This is a genomic window from Staphylococcus epidermidis (assembly GCF_006742205.1).
Classification (GTDB): Bacteria; Bacillota; Bacilli; order Staphylococcales; family Staphylococcaceae; genus Staphylococcus; species Staphylococcus epidermidis.
The window spans coordinates 1,695,890-1,714,331 of the sequence record NZ_AP019721.1 but is presented as its reverse complement, the minus strand read 5'-3'; the positions used below and the strand labels follow the sequence as shown (position 1 = coordinate 1,714,331).

Sequence of the window (18,442 nt, the reverse complement as noted above, 5' to 3'; positions counted from 1 at the left end):
AATAAATTTTGTGCTTGTTAGAGGTGAAGCCATATGAAATGGTCAATAACACAATTGAGAAAATATCAAGGTAAGCCATTTGAATTTAATCAAACGGTTAATTTTGAGCATTTAAGAGAATCATTAGATTTAATTGATCTTTCAGATATCAATGTTGAAGGACAGTTGACAGTCAAATCAAATGAAGTGATTGCAGACATGCATGTTACTGGAACTTACACGATGCCTTGTGCTCGTACTTTAGTACCAGTTGATGTGCCTCTTGATGTATCTACTTCAGAAGTATTTGATTTAGAAGGCTATGATGGTTATACCGATAGTGACGATCAAGAAGATGAGCATTATCATCTTGTAACTGACGGTATGATTAATATTAAAGACATTGCTGAAGAACTTGTAATTATTGAAAAACCTATGCGTGCTTATTCTGAACATAGTGATCAAATGTTAACAGAAGGCAATGGTTGGGAAGTCATTGATGAAGATCAATTGACTGAAGTTCAAAAAGAGCAAGATAGTGATTCTGAACAAAGAAAAGTTGATCCAAGGCTTCAAAAATTACAACAATTATACGATAAAGATCAATAGCAGTTGAATTAATGATATAATAGTTATTAATTGAGCTGACATTTTGAATTAAGTGTCTATTCTAAGGAGGATTAATCATGGCAGTACCAAAAAGAAGAACGTCTAAAACAAGAAAAAATAAACGCCGTACACATTTTAAAATTTCAGTACCTGGTATGACTGAATGCCCTAACTGTGGCGAATACAAATTATCTCACCGCGTATGTAAAAACTGTGGTTCATACAATGGTGAAGAAGTAGTTTCTAAATAATAGAACACAAGAAATAAATCCAACAATCTCATGTGAGGTTGTTGGATTTTTTGTTTTGAACTAGAGTAGCTAGAATAATTTTTTTATAGGAATTTAGTGCAATAATAAAGTATTTATCTTGTCTTACCAATACAATGCATGCCTATATTTTAGGAATCTCTTTTTTGAGTATATATAATAAAATTAAGCTAATTTAAATGTGTCTCTTAAAATTTATAGAAATTTAGTTAATTTTGAAGCAGAATATTGATTTATGTGTGACCGAATGTAAAAAATATTTAACAATTGAATAGAGCAATTTAATACTTTATATTATGAATAATCAACCTTGTCACCGAGCATGTTCTCGTTTTGTCTTATTCAGTTTATTCGTCTTTTGTAGTTATTCAATATTTAATATTGTGATAAATTAATTTTTAAGAAATTAAAAAATCGAGTAAATCACAATATCGATTTACTCGTTTTAAAGATGTTAAGTATTATTTAGATTCTTTTCTTTGTCGTCTTAGTAATAAAAGTGAAGATATTAAAGCGATAGAACCAAATACTGTAGTTGTATAATCATATTCATTACTTAGTCCTGTTTCAGGTAATTCAGTATCATTTTTAACATCTGTTTTTGTTTCATCATCATTAGTATTTACTTTAGCATCTTTATCTGTACCGCCTGTATTACCTTGTTCAGCATTTTGGTTATTTTGTTCAGTATTGCCTTGTTGCGTATTTTGATCACCAGTGGCACCTTGAGTACCAGTAGCAGTCTGATCTGGATTAGGTTTTACTTGAGTACCTTGACCTGTATGATCCCCGTCTTGACCATTAGTTGGTGTATTATTTTGATCTGGATTAGGGGTTGCTTCAGTATCTTGATTTGGAGCAGATCCAGGTTTAACCGTAGCACCTAACTGACCACTTTGATTAGGATTAGAACCCTCTTGCCCAGTATTACCTTGTTCAGCATTTTGATTGTTTTGTTCAGTATTTCCTTGTTGTGTATTTTGATTATCAGTACCAGCTGGAGTACCAGTTGTCGTTTGATCGTTATTAGGTTTTACTTGAGTACCTTGACCTGTTTGATTCGCGTCTTGCCCAGTAGTTGGGTTATTATTTTGATCTGGATTAGGTTTTACCTCAGTATCTTGATTTGGAGCAGATCCAGGTTTAACCGTAGCACCTAACTGACCACTTTGATTAGGATTAGAACCCTCTTGCCCAGTATTACCTTGTTCAGCATTTTGGTTATTTTGTTCAGTATTACCTTGTTCAGCATTTTGATCACCAGTGGCACCTTGAGTACCAGTAGCAGTCTGATCTGTATTAGGTTTAACTTCAGCGTCTTGGTTAGGTGTAGTACCAGGTTTAACCGTAGCACCGGCTTGATCAGTTGTACCAGGTGCTGATGGTTCAGCATTTTGGTTATTTTGTTCAGTATTACCTTGTTCAGCATTTTGATTACCAGTGGCACCTTGAGTACCAGTTGCCGTTTGATCGTTATTAGGTTTTACTTGAGTACCTTGACCTGTTTGATTCCCGTCTTGACCATTAGTTGGTGTATTATTTTGATCTGGATTAGGTTTAACTTCAGCGTCTTGATTAGGTGTAGTACTAGGTTTAACTTCAGCGTCTTGATTAGGTGTAGTACTAGGTTTAACCGTAGCACCGGCTTGATCAGTTGTTCCAGGTGCTGATGGTTGAGCATTTTGGTTATTTTGTTCAGTATTGCCTTGTTGCGTATTTTGATTATCAGTACCAGCTGGAGTACCAGTAGCAGTCTGATCTGTATTAGGTTTTACTTGTGTGTCTTGATTAGTATTCCCAGGTGCAGTTGTACCAGGTTCAGTGGCAGTTGGATTGTTTTCTTCAGGTTTCGGAGACACTTCTCCAGGTTTACTAGCTCCGTTAATCTCTTCATTACCTTGTCCTGGTGTTACTGTTGCATTAGGTTGTCCAGTTTGTTCTCCATTAGTATTTGGCGTACCAGTCACAGCTGGGTCATTATTAGGTTTTAATTGAGTACCATCATTAGGCGTGTTCTCAGTATTACCTGTTTGACCACTTGGTTTTTGATTTCCAGTTTCATTAGTTGTTGCTGTAGTACCTTGGTTACTTGTAGGTTTAATTTGTGTACCTTGATCGTCTGCTTTGTTTGGCTCACCGGTAGGCGTAGAATCACCGGATGGTTTTACTTGTCCAGCTTGCGTTGCTGTAGTACCTCCTGTTTGCGGTGAAGGTTGAGCGTGATTTTCATCAGCATTATTAGGCGCTGGCGCAGTTTCTGCACTGGCACCTTCAGGTTTCGTTGCAGCAGGCTTACCACCAGCTTGCTCACCAGTAGTTACAGCAGGTTGGCCTTCTGTATTGTGAGTACCAGCATCAGCTTGAGGTGTATCATGACCTTGGCTAGAAGCATCATTACCAGGTTGGGCTACTGAAGTACCTTGAGGTCCATTGGATTGCGCGGCATCTTGACCAGTTGTTGACGTAGCTAGTTTACCACCATTTTGTTCCCCATTAGTACCTGCTGAAGTTACTGCAGTATCTTGATTATGATTTTCACCACCGGCTTGTGGTGTGTTCTCAGCGCCAGGAGTACCAGCCCCAACTTGAGGTGCATTATTTTCTTGATTAGCCGGATGTGTTACTGCAGCATTTTGGTCACCAGCATGATTTTCATTTGGTGCATCTTGACCTGTAACACCAGGTTGACTTGCTGTATTGTGCGTATCCGCGCCTGCTTGTGGTCCTTCTTGTCCTTGATCTGCTCTAGCAGGCTGTCCACCTGTATCAACTGTACCAGTTGTTACTCTTTCGAATTCTTCAGCCTGTTCAGCATGAGCTTGTGTTTGTCCGAAAAATAAGAATGATCCTACGATAATCGAAGCAGTGCCAACTGTGAATTTTCTAATTGCGTAATGATTTTTTCTAGTAGGAAAATCTTTTGAAAATTTACTAGATTTTTTCATAATGTAATCTCTCCTTTGAATGTAGTTGTCTCAGTTGCGTTTGAGATTTTTTAAACTAGATTGAAATAAATCTATCTGAGTTTGTATTCGATGTCAATATATTAACATATTTTTCTAACTTCGAACAACTATATAAAATAATTATTGAATATTTTTTCTGTTTTCAAAACAATAATCATACGTTTTAAAATTAAAATCGCTGAAATAAAAGAAATACAAATTTGATTGTTTTTCAAAGGATATATCAATTTTAAAGAATACATCATTATTGACTTTGAAAATGATACATATTCACTTACAATGGAATTATAAACTTTTGAAGATGGAGACATATTTTAATGGAACAAATTACTTCTGCTCAAAATAGTAAAATAAAAAATGCGAATAAATTAAAAAAGAAACGTGAGAGGGATAAAACGGGTCTTGCTTTAGTAGAGGGGATTCATCTCATAGAAGAAGCTTATCAAAGTCAAATTGAAGTAATACAATTGTTTATCGTTGATACCGATAGAATGTCATCTTCAATAATTGATTATGCGAAAGAAGTGTATCAAATTAATCTAAAAGTTGCTGAAGCACTTTCTGGAACTGTTACACCTCAAGGTTTCTTTGCCATTATAAAAAAACCAACCTATGATAAGACACTAGCCAAACAAGTATTATTAATTGACCGTATTCAAGATCCTGGTAATCTAGGAACTTTAATTAGGACAGCTGATGCTGCTGGATTAGATTTGATAGTTATGGAGAAGGGGACGGCTGACCCTTTTCAAGATAAGGTGATCCGTGCTAGTCAAGGAAGCATTTTTCATATACCAGTCATTTTTGATGACATCAACAATTATATTCATCAATTTAATGGTCCAGTGTATGGTACGGCACTTGAAAACGCAGTGAGCTTCAATGATATTGAAGCACAAGCCAATTTTGCGCTTATATTAGGTAATGAAGGAGAAGGTGTTAACCCAGATTTACTAAAAGAAACAACGCAAAATCTCACTATTCCTATTTATGGCAAAGCCGAAAGTTTAAATGTTGCTATTGCTGGAAGTATCTTAATGTATCAGCTGAAAGGTTGACCTTTGATGTTATCATCGACTATAATAATGAATGAAATTTCAAAATTACTATCGCTTTAACATATTAATAATAACCTATAAAAAGACATAAATTATTTAGAAAGTTGAAAAGGGAGAATGATCGAGACTGAAAGTCATTCCAACTTGTAATAATTTTTTCATCTTTTTGGTAACTTAAAGAAATTTAAGTCGGAATAGTCATTCCGTTATCAATAGATTTACAAGTGTATGCGCATGCATAAATTTGGGTGGTACCACGGAAAGCTTTCGTCCCTTTTGAACAGGGGATGAAAGCTTTTTTGTTATTAACAAGTGGCGGTATTGATTTGTAAATAATTGAAGGGACTATATAAGGAGGAATTCAGTCATGACTCAAAATGATCTAATGTCTGAGTTGAAGCAACAAGCTTTAGTGGATATAAACGAAGCAAAAGATGCACAAGCGTTACAAGAAGTAAAAGTGAAATATTTAGGTAAAAAAGGTTCTGTTAGCGGCTTAATGAAAAATATGAAAGATTTGCCTAATGAAGACAAACCTGCGTATGGTCAAAAGGTAAATGAATTAAGACAAACTATTCAAAGTGAATTAGATGAAAGACAAAAGCTAATCAAAGAAGAGAAATTAAATCAACAGCTTTCTGAAGAAACAATTGATGTCACATTGCCAAGTCGTCATATTGAAATTGGATCAAAACATCCTTTAACACGTACAGTTGAAGAGATTGAAGACTTGTTCTTAGGGTTAGGTTATGAAATTGTTGATGGTTATGAAGTTGAACAAGATTATTATAATTTTGAAGCTTTAAACTTACCTAAATCGCATCCAGCACGTGATATGCAAGATAGCTTTTATATCACAGAAGAAATTTTAATGCGTACACATACTTCACCAGTACAAGCACGTACTATGGAAAAACGTAAAGGACAAGGACCAGTCAAAATTATTTGTCCCGGTAAAGTTTATCGACGTGACTCAGATGATGCAACACATAGCCACCAATTTACACAAATTGAAGGTTTAGTAGTTGATAAAGATATTAAAATGAGCGATTTAAAAGGGACTTTAGAGTTAGTTGCAAAAAAATTATTCGGTGCAGATCGTGAGATTCGTTTACGCCCAAGTTATTTCCCGTTTACTGAACCATCAGTTGAAGTAGATGTATCATGTTTCAAATGTAAAGGACAGGGTTGTAATGTTTGTAAACATACAGGTTGGATTGAAATTTTAGGAGCGGGCATGGTTCACCCGAATGTATTAGAAATGGCCGGATTCGATTCTAAGGAATATTCTGGCTTCGCATTTGGTATGGGACCAGATCGAATTGCAATGTTAAAGTATGGTATTGAAGATATTCGTCACTTTTATACCAATGATGTCCGTTTCTTAGATCAATTTAAAGCTGTAGAAGATAGAGGTGAACAATAATGTTAATTTCAAATGAATGGCTAAAAGATTATGTGAATGTTGACCAGTCAGTTCAAGCGTTAGCAGAGAGAATTACAAGAACTGGAATTGAAGTCGATGATATTATTGACTATACAAAAGATATTAAAAAATTAGTAGTTGGACATGTCTTGTCGAAGACGCCACATCCAAATGCTGATAAATTAAATATTTGTCAAGTAGACTTAGGTGAAGAAGAACCAGTTCAAATTGTTTGTGGTGCACCAAATGTAGATGAAGGGCAACACGTGATTGTTGCTAAAGTTGGTGGTCGTTTACCTGGTGGAATTAAAATTAAACGTGCCAAATTACGTGGCGAACGCTCTGAAGGTATGATTTGCTCATTACAAGAAATAGGTATTTCAAGTCATGTAACTCCTAAAAATTATGAGTCAGGTATATATGTATTTCCAGAAGCAGTTAAACCTGGAACAGATGCGTTAGAAGCAATATATCTTAATGACCAAGTGATGGAATTTGATTTAACACCTAATCGTGCTGATGCATTAAGCATGGTAGGTACTGCGTATGAAGTCGCAGCTTTATATCAAACTAAAATGAATAAACCTCAGTTAACAAGCAATGAAAGTCAAGAATCTGCTAAAGATGAACTAACAATAGAAGTTAAAAATGAAGATAAAGTACCTTACTATAGTACACGTGTTGTTCATGACGTGACTATTGGTCCTTCTCCAGTATGGATGCAGTTCCGATTAATTAAAGCGGGAATACGTCCAATTAATAATGTGGTAGATATTTCAAATTATGTACTTTTAGAATATGGCCAACCTCTACACATGTTTGATCAAGAACAAATTGGTTCGCAATCTATAGAAGTTAGACAAGCTAAAAAAGATGAGACAATGAGAACTTTAGATGGTGAAGAACGTCGATTGTTAGATACTGATATTGTCATTACAAATGGCAAAGACCCTATTGCATTAGGAGGTGTTATGGGAGGGGATTTCTCTGAAGTCACTGAACAAACACGACATGTTGTAGTAGAAGGGGCTATCTTTGATCCTGTATCTATTCGACATACATCACGCCGTTTAAATTTAAGAAGCGAATCATCGAGTCGATTTGAAAAGGGGATTGCAACTGAATTTGTCGATGAAGCTGTAGATAGAGCTTGTTATTTACTTGAAAGATATGCTTCAGGAACAGTTTTAAAAGACCGAGTTTCGCATGGAGATTTAGGATCATTTGTGACCCCAATAGAAATCACTGCTGACAAAGTTAACCGTACAATTGGTTTTAATTTAACTGATGAAGAAATCATTGATATTTTTGAGCAATTAGGATTTGACACTGAAAATAAAAATGGTGAAATTACCGTGAATGTTCCATCAAGACGTAAAGACATTTCTATTAAAGAAGACTTAATAGAAGAAGTAGCACGTATATATGGATACGATGAAATACCATCAACGCTACCTGTATTTAAAGATGTTACAAGTGGAGAACTAACAGATCGACAGTTTAAAACGCGTACTGTTAAAGAAACGCTTGAGGGCGCTGGGCTAGACCAAGCTATTACTTATTCATTGGTATCAAAAAATCATGCTACCGATTTTGCACTACAAAATCGTCCTACAATTGAATTACTTATGCCTATGAGTGAAGCACATTCCACATTACGTCAAAGTTTATTACCGCATTTAATTGATGCAGTATCATACAATGTTGCTCGTAAAAATACAAATGTTAAGTTATATGAAATCGGACGTGTCTTCTTTGGTAACGGTGAAGGTGAGTTACCAGATGAAGTAGAATATTTGAGTGGTATATTAACTGGAGACTTTGTAAATAACACTTGGCAAGGTAAGAAAGAGTCAGTTGATTTCTATTTAACTAAGGGTGTTGTTGAACGTATTGCTGAAAAGCTTAATCTTCAATTCGATTTTAGAGCTGGTCAAATAGATGGGTTACATCCAGGAAGAACAGCAATTGTGTCACTTAATGGTAAAGATATTGGTTTCATAGGTGAGCTACACCCTACGTTAGCTGCAAACAATGATTTAAAGCGTACGTATGTATTTGAACTTAATTATGATGCAATGATGGAAGTTTCTGTGGGATATATTAATTATGAGCCTATACCTAGATTTCCAGGTGTAACACGTGATATTGCATTAGAAGTTAATCATGAAGTTACTTCATCTGAATTGTTATCCATTATTCATGAGAATGGTGAAGATATTTTAAATGATACACTCGTATTTGACGTATACGAAGGTGAACATTTAGAAAAAGGGAAAAAATCTATTGCAATTAGACTTAGTTATCTAGATACAGAAAACACACTTACCGATGAACGTGTAAATGCTGTGCATGATAAAATTTTAGAAGCACTTAAAAAGCATGGTGCAATTATTAGATAATTAACATAAAGGACTTACGCATTAGTAATAAATACTAGTGCGTAAGTCCTTTTATTTATTGTATTTTTGATTCATTAGATGAATTGCCTTATCTCTGTTTTTAAAATGTTTTTTTGAAATAGTATCAAGTTGTTGAATATCATATTTTTGAATGACTTTAGCGGCAATTAAATCTACTTTGTTACTTGCTCCTTTTGGTATTTCCATATGGAGTTTTTTAGAGATGTGGTCCATGTGTTTAACAAATGCATAACGAGAAATAATGCTTGCTACCGCGATTGCTAGTGATTTAGATTCACCTTTTGTTTCAAATTTTGTTTTGTCAGGAAAAGGTAATGCTGATAATGCATAATGTTGATAAACTTCTCGCTTTGCAAATTGATCAATAACAATATAATCCAGTTGATCTTGCTCAATTTTTTGAAGCACATTTTTGATAGCTTCATTATGTAAGACAGCTTTCATTTTAACTTGAGACCATCCTATACTTTGTCGTTCGTTATACTTAACATTATCTAATGTTAATAAAGAATGCGGGATAAAGGTAATGAGCTGTTCTGCAAGATCGACGATTTTAGTATCGTTTAGTTTTTTTGAATCATCTACACCAAGTTCTTTTAAGATTTTGATATGTGATTGGCTCACATAAGCTGCACATACAGTCAATGGACCAAAATAGTCGCCACTGCCTGCTTCATCGCTTCCAATACAATGAAAACGATTATATTGAATACTAGTTGTATTTGATGATGTATGTTTGCCAGTTGTTGATTGTTTATCTGGTAGCAATTGACTCGCAAGTTGATCAGCATTCTTACCTTGAAACATTACTTTGCCAGAACTATAGATGTTGATAACAGTATTTTGATATCTCGTACGAGCTTTCATACCTTGAGGTAACTTCGTCGTCTCAAAAGTAGTTTGAGCCATCAATGATTGAATTTCTTTTGACGTGAGTTTGTATACGACATTTCCCATTAATTGAATCCTCTCTTTTTTTGTACTCTTTTATATTTTATCAAATTTTAATATTGAATATAGTCTTAAATGATTTTGTTGAATATGTCATCTGTATTATCTTTTAATAACAGACGTTTACATCGGTATTTACACTCATGTATAATATTTGATGATAAGTAAAAATATGTAAAATACTACAATTTACAATTTAATAAATTGGAATTTGAAAAAATTGCTTAAGTTAAAATCATTTTAATCCAAGGTCAGGAGAAATTAGTATGGGTGAATTTAAAAATAGAATAAATGTTACGATTAATGATCAACATTTCACAATCATTGGCGAAGATAGCCCTGAACATATTCGTTATGTAGCACATCTTGTTGATGAAAAAATGCAAGAATTAGGTCAAAAATCAGCAGGTTTAGATACAACTCGAAAAGCGATTTTAACATCTGTGAATATTATGCATGAGAAAGTTATATTAGAAGAAGAGAACAGACGATTACAACAAGAAATAAATCAATTAAAACAAAGAGATGAATAAATGCTCATTGATATAGTTGTTCTTCTTATTATTTGTTACTTTATAGTGATAGGGTTTCGTAGAGGTATTTGGTTATCGATATTGCACTTTGCTTCTTCAATTGTATCTTTATATATTGCGTCACAACATTATCAATCGATTGCGCAACGTTTAGTTGTATTTGTGCCATTTCCGAAAACGGTGGCGTTTGATATGGTCTATACTATACCTTATGATCATTTGCAATACAGATTTGAAAAAGTGATAGCATTTATTATAATATTTGGTATGTGTAAGCTTATTTTGTATCTAGTTGTTGTTACATTTGATAATATAATAACGTATAAAAAGATACATTTAGTAAGTCGGATATCTAGTGTCGTTTTGAGTATCATATCGGTTTTTATATATTTACAAATTGGACTTTATTTATTATCGCTATATCCGCATTCATTTATACAGTACCAATTATCTCAATCGCTAGTAAGTCGAGTTGTGATTGAACAAATTCCTTATTTATCACAATTTATTTTAAATTTATAAAGTAATGACATGAGGTCAGGACAAATTCGAACGTTAATGTTATGTCCTGGTCTTCTTTTTATGGAGTGATATTGATGACAAAAAAAGATGTAATTCAATTATTAGAAAAAATAGCTATATATATGGAGCTAAAAGGAGAAAATACATTTAAAGTTTCAGCGTATAGAAAAGCCGCACAAAGTTTAGAGGTTGATGAGCGTACATTAGAAGAGATTGATGATGTAACAGAACTTAAAGGCATTGGAAAAGGCGTAGGAGAAGTTATTAATGAATTTAAAACACAAGGTCAATCATCGACCCTTCAAACACTTCAAGATGAAGTACCTGAAGGGTTAGTGCCACTTTTGAAAATACAGGGATTAGGCAGTAAAAAAATAGCAAAACTATATCATGAACTTCAAATTACAGATAAAGAAACACTTCAACAAGCCTGTGAAGAAGGTAAGGTTAGTACTTTAAAAGGTTTTGCAAAAAAAACAGAGCAAAACATTTTAGAAGCAGTGAAGTCGATAGGTGCTAAAAAAGATCGTTATCCTATAGAGCTAATGAGAGGACTCAACCAAGAAATTGTAAAATTTATTGAACAGTTAGAAGGAGTTGAACAATATTCAACTGCTGGTAGTTTTCGAAGATATAAGGAAATGAGTAAAGATTTAGATTTCATTATTAGTACATCGGAGCCTAAAAAAGTTCAACAACAATTACTTCGTATTCCGAATAAAGTCAAAGATGTTGCTGTTGGGGATACTAAAATTTCTCTGGAATTAGCTTATGATGATGAGACGATTGGCGTTGATTTTAGATTGATAGAACCTGCTGCCTTTTACCATACCTTACAACACTTCACCGGTTCGAAGGATCATAATATTAGAATAAGACAATTAGCAAAAGCACGCGACGAAAAGGTTAGTGAGTATGGTATCGAACAACAAGATGGTAAGCTATTACAATTACAAAGTGAAGAAGCGATCTATCATCATTTTGGTGTAGATTGGATTGCGCCTGCCATGCGTGAAGATGGTAGTGAGTTTGATAAAGATCTGAGTCAAATCATTCAATTAGATGATATCAATGGAGATTTGCATATGCACACAACATATAGTGATGGTGCCTTTTCGATTAAAGAAATGATTGAGGCAAATATTGAAAAAGGTTATGAATTTATGGTCATTACAGATCACTCACAAAGTTTAAAAGTAGCTCATGGATTACAAGTCGACCGTCTGCTAAGACAAAATGAAGAAATAAAGCAATTAAATGAAGAATATAAAGAAATAGACATATATTCAGGAACGGAAATGGACATTTTACCTGATGGAACATTAGATTACGATGATGAAGTTTTGGCACAGCTTGATTATGTTATCGCAGCTATTCATCAAAACTTTAATCAATCTGAAGACGAAATCATGAAACGTTTGGAAACAGCATGTAGAAATCCATATGTGCGTCACATTGCTCATCCAACCGGTCGTATTATTGGACGTAGAAAAGGTTATAAAGCAAATATTGAAAAGTTAATGAATTTAGCCGAAGAAACAAATACAATTTTAGAGATTAACGCAAATCCGCATCGTTTAGATTTAAATGCAGAAATCGTTCGTAAATATCCAAAGGTTAAGTTGACAATTAATACGGATGCTCATCATACAAATCATCTTGATTTCATGAAATATGGTGTTGCTACTGCACAAAAAGGATTTGTCAATAAAGAGAGGGTCATTAATACAATGACGAAGGAAGCCTTTCGCTCATTTGTTGAAACGAATAAATATAAGAAATAGAGGGATTGCATGAGACAAAAAACATTAGATGTCTTGGAATTTGAAAAGATTAAATCATTTGTGGCTGATGAAACTATAAGTGATTTAGGTCGTGAAAAAGTACAAGAGATGGCTCCCGCTAGTAATTTCGATACAGTAGAATTTCAAATGAATGAAACAGATGAAATTTCACAAATCTATAACAAGCATCGATTACCAAGCTTAAGTGGTCTAGCAAAAGTGTCTCCACTTGTTCATAGGGCTAGCATAGGAGGCGTTTTAAATGTGGGAGAATTAAACAGAATTAAACGCCTAGTTCAAGTGCAAAATCAATTTAAAACATTTTACAATCAAATGCTAGAGGAAGATGAAGAGGTTAAGTATCCTATACTGCATGATAAAATGAATCATCTACCGATACTTACAGATTTATTTAAAGAAATTAATGAAAAATGTGATGCACACGATTTATTTGACCATGCGAGTTATACTTTACAAAGTATTAGAAGTAAAATTTCAAGAACAAATCAACGGATTCGTCAAAATTTAGATAGAATAGTGAAAAATCAAGGGAATCAAAAAAAACTATCTGATGCAATTGTAACAGTAAGAAATGATCGCAATGTTATTCCGGTGAAAGCTGAATATAGACAAGATTTCAATGGTATTGTTCATGACCAATCGGCATCAGGACAAACACTATATATTGAACCGAATTCTGTTGTAGAGATGAATAATCAAATTAGTCGTTTGCGTAATGATGAAGCAGTTGAACGTGAACGTATATTGACTGAATTGACGGGATTAGTTTCGGCGGAATCTGATGCATTACTCGTTGCTGAATCGGTCATGGGTCAAATCGATTTTTTAATTGCTAAAGCTCGTTATGCGCGCACTATAAAAGGAACAAAACCTACATTTAAAGAGGAGCGAACGATATATTTACCCAATGCATTTCACCCTTTATTAGACAAAGATACTGTTGTAGCAAATACAATTGAATTTATTGACGATGTAGAAACTGTCATTATTACTGGACCAAACACGGGTGGTAAGACTGTCACTTTAAAAACGCTAGGTTTGATAATTGTCATGGCACAGTCAGGATTGTTAATTCCTACACTGGATGGAAGCCAATTAAGTATCTTTGAAAATGTGTATTGTGATATTGGAGATGAACAATCTATAGAACAATCATTATCAACGTTTTCATCTCACATGAAAAATATAGTGGAAATATTACAGGATGCAGATCAAAATAGTCTGATTTTATTTGATGAACTAGGCGCAGGTACAGATCCAAGTGAAGGTGCGGCACTCGCAATGAGTATCTTAGATTATGTACGTCGTTTAGGATCTTTAGTTATGGCGACAACACATTACCCTGAATTAAAAGCTTATAGTTATAATCGTGAAGGTGTCATGAATGCAAGTGTTGAATTTGACGTTGATACTCTGAGTCCGACTTATAAATTATTAATGGGTGTTCCAGGGCGATCTAATGCCTTCGACATTTCAAAAAAACTTGGTCTAAGTCTCAACATCATTAATAAAGCTAAGACAATGATAGGGACAGACGAGCAAGAAATCAATGCCATGATTGAATCATTAGAACACAATTCAAAACGTGTTGACCAACAACGAATAGAATTAGATAGACTTGTGAGAGAAGCACAGGAAACTCACGATGCCTTGTCTAAACAATATCAACAGTATCAAAATTATGAGAAATCTTTGATGGAGGAAGCTAAAGAAAAAGCTAATCAGCGTGTGAAATCTGCGACTAAAGAAGCGGACGAAATTCTTAAAGAACTTAGAAATCTAAGAGATCATAAGGGCGCTGAAGTAAAGGAACATGAATTAATTGATAAAAAGAAACAACTTGATGATCAATATGAGGCAAAATCAATTAAGCAACATGTTCAAAAGAAAAAGTATGATACGATTCATGCTGGAGATGAAGTGAAAGTTCTATCTTACGGTCAAAAAGGTGAAGTGCTTGAACTTGTAGGTAACGAAGAAGCAGTTGTACAAATGGGAATTATTAAAATGAAATTACCTATTGAAGATTTAGAAAAAACGAAAAAGAAAAAAGAAAAACCTACAAAAATGGTAACAAGACAAAATAGACAAACTATTAAAACAGAACTTGATTTAAGAGGATATCGTTACGAAGAAGCTTTAAATGAATTAGATCAATATCTTGATCAGGCGGTTTTAAGCAATTACGAACAAGTTTATATTATTCATGGTAAAGGTACGGGAGCACTTCAAAAAGGTGTTCAACAACATTTGAAAAAACATAAAAGCGTTAGACAATTTAGAGGAGGTATGCCTAATGAAGGTGGATTTGGTGTCACTGTGGCAGAACTCAAGTAACCTTAAGATATGAGTAATGTGACTATATCTGAATAATTAAATGGACAATTTTATAGAACTCAGTATTAAAAATATTTAATAAAAAGTGCTTAATATCAAGTATAAAGTTTAAGAGAGGACAAGGGCGCACATTAGCCTAATAACTAGTGTGTTAAGACGCTCTAAACTCGCTAAGTGTGTTAAGAGCATCTATAATGCAAAGGTGATTAATCTCTGTTATAATTTGTTCATCATTGAAAATTAAGGAGGATTGGCATTATGGCAATCGTAAAAGTAACTGATTCTGATTTTGATAGCAAAATTGAATCTGGTGTTAAATTAGTTGATTTCTGGGCGACTTGGTGTGGACCTTGTAAAATGATTGCACCAGTTTTAGAAGAACTAGCAGGAGACTATGATGGTAAAGCTGACATCTTAAAATTAGATGTTGACGAAAACCCATCAACTGCAGCGAAATATGAAGTAATGAGTATCCCAACTTTAATTGTATTTAAAGATGGCGAACCAGTTGATAAAGTTGTAGGTTTCCAACCTAAAGAAAACTTGGCAGAAGTATTAGATAAACATCTATAAGATTAACATAAATAAAGACTGGGGCATTACATTGAGTAATTGCTCCAGCTTTATTTTGTTTTCATTAATCAATTTGATAATGGAAAGGAGGAGCCCTTTGGAGGAATATCAAAAGAAAATTAAAGAAAAATTAAACGTAGTCCCTTTAGAGCCGGGTTGTTACTTAATGAAAGATAGAAATGATCAGGTTATATATGTGGGGAAGGCAAAGCGTTTAAGAAATCGTCTACGTTCTTATTTTACAGGCGCACATGATGCTAAAACAACCCGTTTGGTTGGAGAAATACGTAACTTTGAATTTATCGTGACATCAAGTGAGACAGAATCGCTACTGCTAGAGCTTAATCTTATAAAACAGTATCAACCCCGATATAATATTTTATTAAAAGATGATAAAAGTTACCCTTTTATTAAAATTACCAAAGAAAAGCATCCACGATTACTTGTTACTCGTACTGTAAAAAAGAATTCAGGCAAATACTTTGGTCCATACCCTAATGCATATTCTGCACAAGAAACAAAGAAATTACTTGATCGTATCTATCCATTTAGAAAATGCGATAATATGCCAGATAAGCTGTGTCTTTATTACCATATTGGACAATGCATGGGACCGTGTGTCTATGATGTTGATTTAGAGAAGTATGCTCAAATGACAAAAGAAATTACGGACTTTCTAAATGGGGAAGATAAAACAATTTTGCATCATTTAGAAGACCGCATGAATAAAGCGAGTGAACAGTTAGATTTTGAACAAGCAAAAGAATATAGAGATATGATTCAACACATTCACAATTTAACTAAAAAACAAAAGATTATGTCTTCAGATAATACAATTAGAGATGTTTTTGGTTATAGTGTTTCTAAAGGCTGGATGTGTGTTCAAGTCTTCTTCGTTAGACAAGGTAATATGATAAAACGTGATGCTACAATGATACCGTTACAACAAACAGAGGAAGAAGAATTTTATACTTTTATAGGTCAATTTTATAGTTTAAATCAGCATCTATTACCTAAGGAAGTTCATGTACCTAAAAATCTTGATAAAGACATCATTCAGTCAGTGGTAGATACTAAGATTGTTCAACCAGTACGAGGAGCTAAAAAAGACATGATTAATTTAGCGAATCACAATGCTGAAGTACAACTCGATAATAAATTTGAATTAATTGCTAGAGATGAGTCAAGAACAATCAAAGCAATTGAAGAATTAGGAGAGCGTATGGGTATCCAAACACCAATAAGAATTGAAGCTTTTGATAATTCAAATATTCAAGGTGTTGATCCAGTTTCAGCAATGGTTACATTTGTAGATGGCAAACCTCATAAAAAAGATTATCGAAAATATAAGATTAAAACAGTGGAAGGACCTGATGATTATAAATCTATGAGAGAGGTCGTTCGTAGACGCTATACACGTGTACTCAACGAGGGGCTACCTCTACCAGATTTAATAATAGTTGATGGTGGGAAAGGTCATATGAATGGTGTGATGGATGTACTCGAAAATGAGCTTGGGCTAGATATACCAGTTGCTGGTTTACAAAAAAATGATAAACACCAAACATCTGAACTACTTTATGGAGCAAGTGCTGAAATAGTACCTTTAAAAAAGAACAGTCAAGCATTTTATCTATTACACCGCATACAAGATGAGGTTCATCGATTTGCAATTACATTCCACCGACAAACACGTCAAAAAACAGGTCTGAAATCTGTTCTAGATGACATTGATGGTATTGGAACTAAGAGAAAAACTTCATTATTACGTACATTTGGATCGATTAAGAAAATGAAAGAAGCATCCTTTGATGAATTACGACAAGCAGGCTTGCCTGAAAAGGTTGCTAAAAACCTTCAAAACGCGTTACAAAACAAATAATTATTAAAAAGTGGGCATGAGAATCATTCTCATGCCCAAAAATTGTGAAATTAATGTTACAATGTACGTAACAAAAGCTAATTTTTTTAAAGTTGTATGGAAGCGTTTTCTAAATAAGAAGAGTTATCACTTCATGTTGATTGTCACAACTAATAGATTTCCAAAACTTTTAAACTTTCTGCTCAATGACTGGCTTTTTACTTTTTTAAGTCCTACTTGTGTATAGGTCGATATTAATTATATAGACAAGTACTAAATAAAAAAGTAAATCAACGCTGGTCTTTTATGTAAAACTTTAGGGCATTTTGCATACAAGTTTCTAAGAATTAGCAATTTAAATTATATGTTTCGCAGGGGGGACTCTTTTTGGCTCAATCAAAGAATGAATTTTACCTTAGAAGATTACATTCGTTATTAGGGGTTATTCCGATAGGTGCATTTTTAATTGTACACTTAATGGTAAACCATCAAGCAACGCAAGGTGCTGAAGCTTTTAATAGAGCTTCAGGATTTATGGAATCTTTACCATTCCTTATTGTGATGGAATTTATACTTATTTATATACCATTGTTATACCATGGTTTGTTCGGTTTACACATCGCATTCACTGCTAAGGAGAACATCGGGCATTACTCATTATTTAGAAACTGGATGTTTTTCTTCCAACGTGTAAGTGGTATTTTAGCATTTGTTTTTATTGCAATGCACTTATGGCAAACACGTTTGCAAAAAGCTTTTTATGGTAAATCTGTGGACTATAATCTAATGCATGAAACATTACAACATCCGTTATGGGCAATCTTTTACATTATTTGTGTCATTGCTGTTGTTTTCCATTTTGCTAATGGTTTATGGTCATTTTGTGTAACATGGGGCTTTTTACAATCTAAAAAATCACAACGTGTTTTTACTTGGATTTCACTCATAGTATTTTTAGTGATTTCTTATATTGGTGTTGCAGCCGTTATTGCGTTTATATAAGTATACGAATTTTCATTTTGAAACAAGCGAGTATAGATAAATTTACTACTTAGAAATTATGAAACGTTAAAAATTAACTGTTTCGTATTTAGTTTATATCTGAAATTAAAAGTAGGGCTTTAGATTTA

General features: G+C 33.8%; 15 protein-coding genes. 13 read left to right on the top strand and 2 right to left on the bottom strand.

Annotated features, from left to right (window positions below; translation table 11 throughout):
* The first annotated feature begins 33 nt into the window (after positions 1 to 33).
* Together FNL83_RS08305 and rpmF are read left to right on the top strand one after the other, a co-directional pair.
* Positions 34 to 588: a YceD family protein gene (locus FNL83_RS08305; RefSeq protein ID WP_001830128.1), complete on the top strand. Its 555-nt coding sequence runs from the start codon at positions 34 to 36 to the stop codon at positions 586 to 588.
* A gap of 77 nt (positions 589 to 665) precedes the next feature.
* Positions 666 to 839 carry a 50S ribosomal protein L32 gene (gene rpmF / locus FNL83_RS08295; RefSeq protein WP_001830121.1) on the top strand — a complete coding sequence of 58 codons (174 nt, stop codon included), beginning with the start codon at positions 666 to 668 and terminating at the stop codon, positions 837 to 839.
* A 479-nt stretch (positions 840 to 1,318) separates the two neighbouring features.
* Here the strand turns inward: rpmF and FNL83_RS08290 are convergent, their stop codons facing one another.
* A complete protein-coding gene (locus FNL83_RS08290) occupies positions 1,319 to 3,802 on the bottom strand; it encodes a YSIRK-type signal peptide-containing protein (protein WP_002485785.1) in 2,484 nt (827 codons plus the stop codon).
* Positions 3,803 to 4,140: 338 nt separating this feature from the next.
* Between FNL83_RS08290 and FNL83_RS08280 the strand changes: the two genes are divergently transcribed.
* The 3 genes from FNL83_RS08280 (at position 4,141) to pheT (ending at position 8,709) form a co-directional block, all read left to right on the top strand.
* Positions 4,141 to 4,881, top strand: a complete 741-nt coding sequence (locus FNL83_RS08280; protein WP_002485784.1) for a TrmH family RNA methyltransferase — start codon at positions 4,141 to 4,143, stop codon at positions 4,879 to 4,881.
* A 367-nt stretch (positions 4,882 to 5,248) separates the two neighbouring features.
* Positions 5,249 to 6,307 carry a phenylalanine--tRNA ligase subunit alpha gene (gene pheS / locus FNL83_RS08275; RefSeq protein ID WP_001830082.1) on the top strand — a complete coding sequence of 353 codons (1,059 nt, stop codon included), beginning with the start codon at positions 5,249 to 5,251 and terminating at the stop codon, positions 6,305 to 6,307.
* Positions 6,307 to 8,709: a phenylalanine--tRNA ligase subunit beta gene (gene pheT, locus FNL83_RS08270; protein ID WP_002485127.1), complete on the top strand. Its 2,403-nt coding sequence runs from the start codon at positions 6,307 to 6,309 to the stop codon at positions 8,707 to 8,709. The genes pheS and pheT overlap by 1 nt, the downstream gene beginning before the upstream one ends.
* Positions 8,710 to 8,760: 51 nt before the next feature.
* Here pheT and rnhC read toward each other — a convergent pair whose 3' ends face one another.
* Positions 8,761 to 9,687 carry a ribonuclease HIII gene (rnhC, locus tag FNL83_RS08265; protein WP_002485123.1) on the bottom strand — a complete coding sequence of 309 codons (927 nt, stop codon included), beginning with the start codon at positions 9,685 to 9,687 and terminating at the stop codon, positions 8,761 to 8,763.
* A gap of 260 nt (positions 9,688 to 9,947) precedes the next feature.
* Between rnhC and zapA the strand changes: the two genes are divergently transcribed.
* The 8 genes from zapA (at position 9,948) to FNL83_RS08225 (ending at position 18,314) form a co-directional block, all read left to right on the top strand.
* Positions 9,948 to 10,214 (top strand): cell division protein ZapA, encoded by a 267-nt coding sequence (gene zapA, locus FNL83_RS08260; RefSeq protein WP_001830081.1) that lies wholly within the window; start codon positions 9,948 to 9,950, stop codon positions 10,212 to 10,214.
* Positions 10,215 to 10,736 (top strand): CvpA family protein, encoded by a 522-nt coding sequence (locus tag FNL83_RS08255; RefSeq protein WP_001830147.1) that lies wholly within the window; start codon positions 10,215 to 10,217, stop codon positions 10,734 to 10,736.
* A gap of 74 nt (positions 10,737 to 10,810) precedes the next feature.
* Entirely contained in the window at positions 10,811 to 12,520 is a 1,710-nt protein-coding gene (polX, locus tag FNL83_RS08250; RefSeq protein WP_001830120.1) for a DNA polymerase/3'-5' exonuclease PolX, read from the top strand.
* A gap of 9 nt (positions 12,521 to 12,529) precedes the next feature.
* Complete coding sequence (locus FNL83_RS08245) at positions 12,530 to 14,878, top strand: endonuclease MutS2 (RefSeq protein ID WP_001833037.1); 2,349 nt, start codon at positions 12,530 to 12,532, stop codon at positions 14,876 to 14,878.
* A 258-nt stretch (positions 14,879 to 15,136) separates the two neighbouring features.
* Positions 15,137 to 15,451: a thioredoxin gene (gene trxA / locus FNL83_RS08240; RefSeq protein ID WP_001830148.1), complete on the top strand. Its 315-nt coding sequence runs from the start codon at positions 15,137 to 15,139 to the stop codon at positions 15,449 to 15,451.
* A gap of 97 nt (positions 15,452 to 15,548) precedes the next feature.
* Positions 15,549 to 17,333, top strand: coding sequence for an excinuclease ABC subunit UvrC (gene uvrC / locus FNL83_RS08235; protein ID WP_001830175.1), 1,785 nt, complete (start codon positions 15,549 to 15,551; stop codon positions 17,331 to 17,333).
* A gap of 31 nt (positions 17,334 to 17,364) precedes the next feature.
* A complete protein-coding gene (locus FNL83_RS12225; RefSeq protein WP_002494433.1) occupies positions 17,365 to 17,559 on the top strand; it encodes a hypothetical protein in 195 nt (64 codons plus the stop codon).
* Between the two features lie 140 nt (positions 17,560 to 17,699).
* Positions 17,700 to 18,314, top strand: coding sequence for a succinate dehydrogenase cytochrome b558 subunit (locus FNL83_RS08225; protein ID WP_001830177.1), 615 nt, complete (start codon positions 17,700 to 17,702; stop codon positions 18,312 to 18,314).
* Positions 18,315 to 18,442 lie beyond the last annotated feature (128 nt).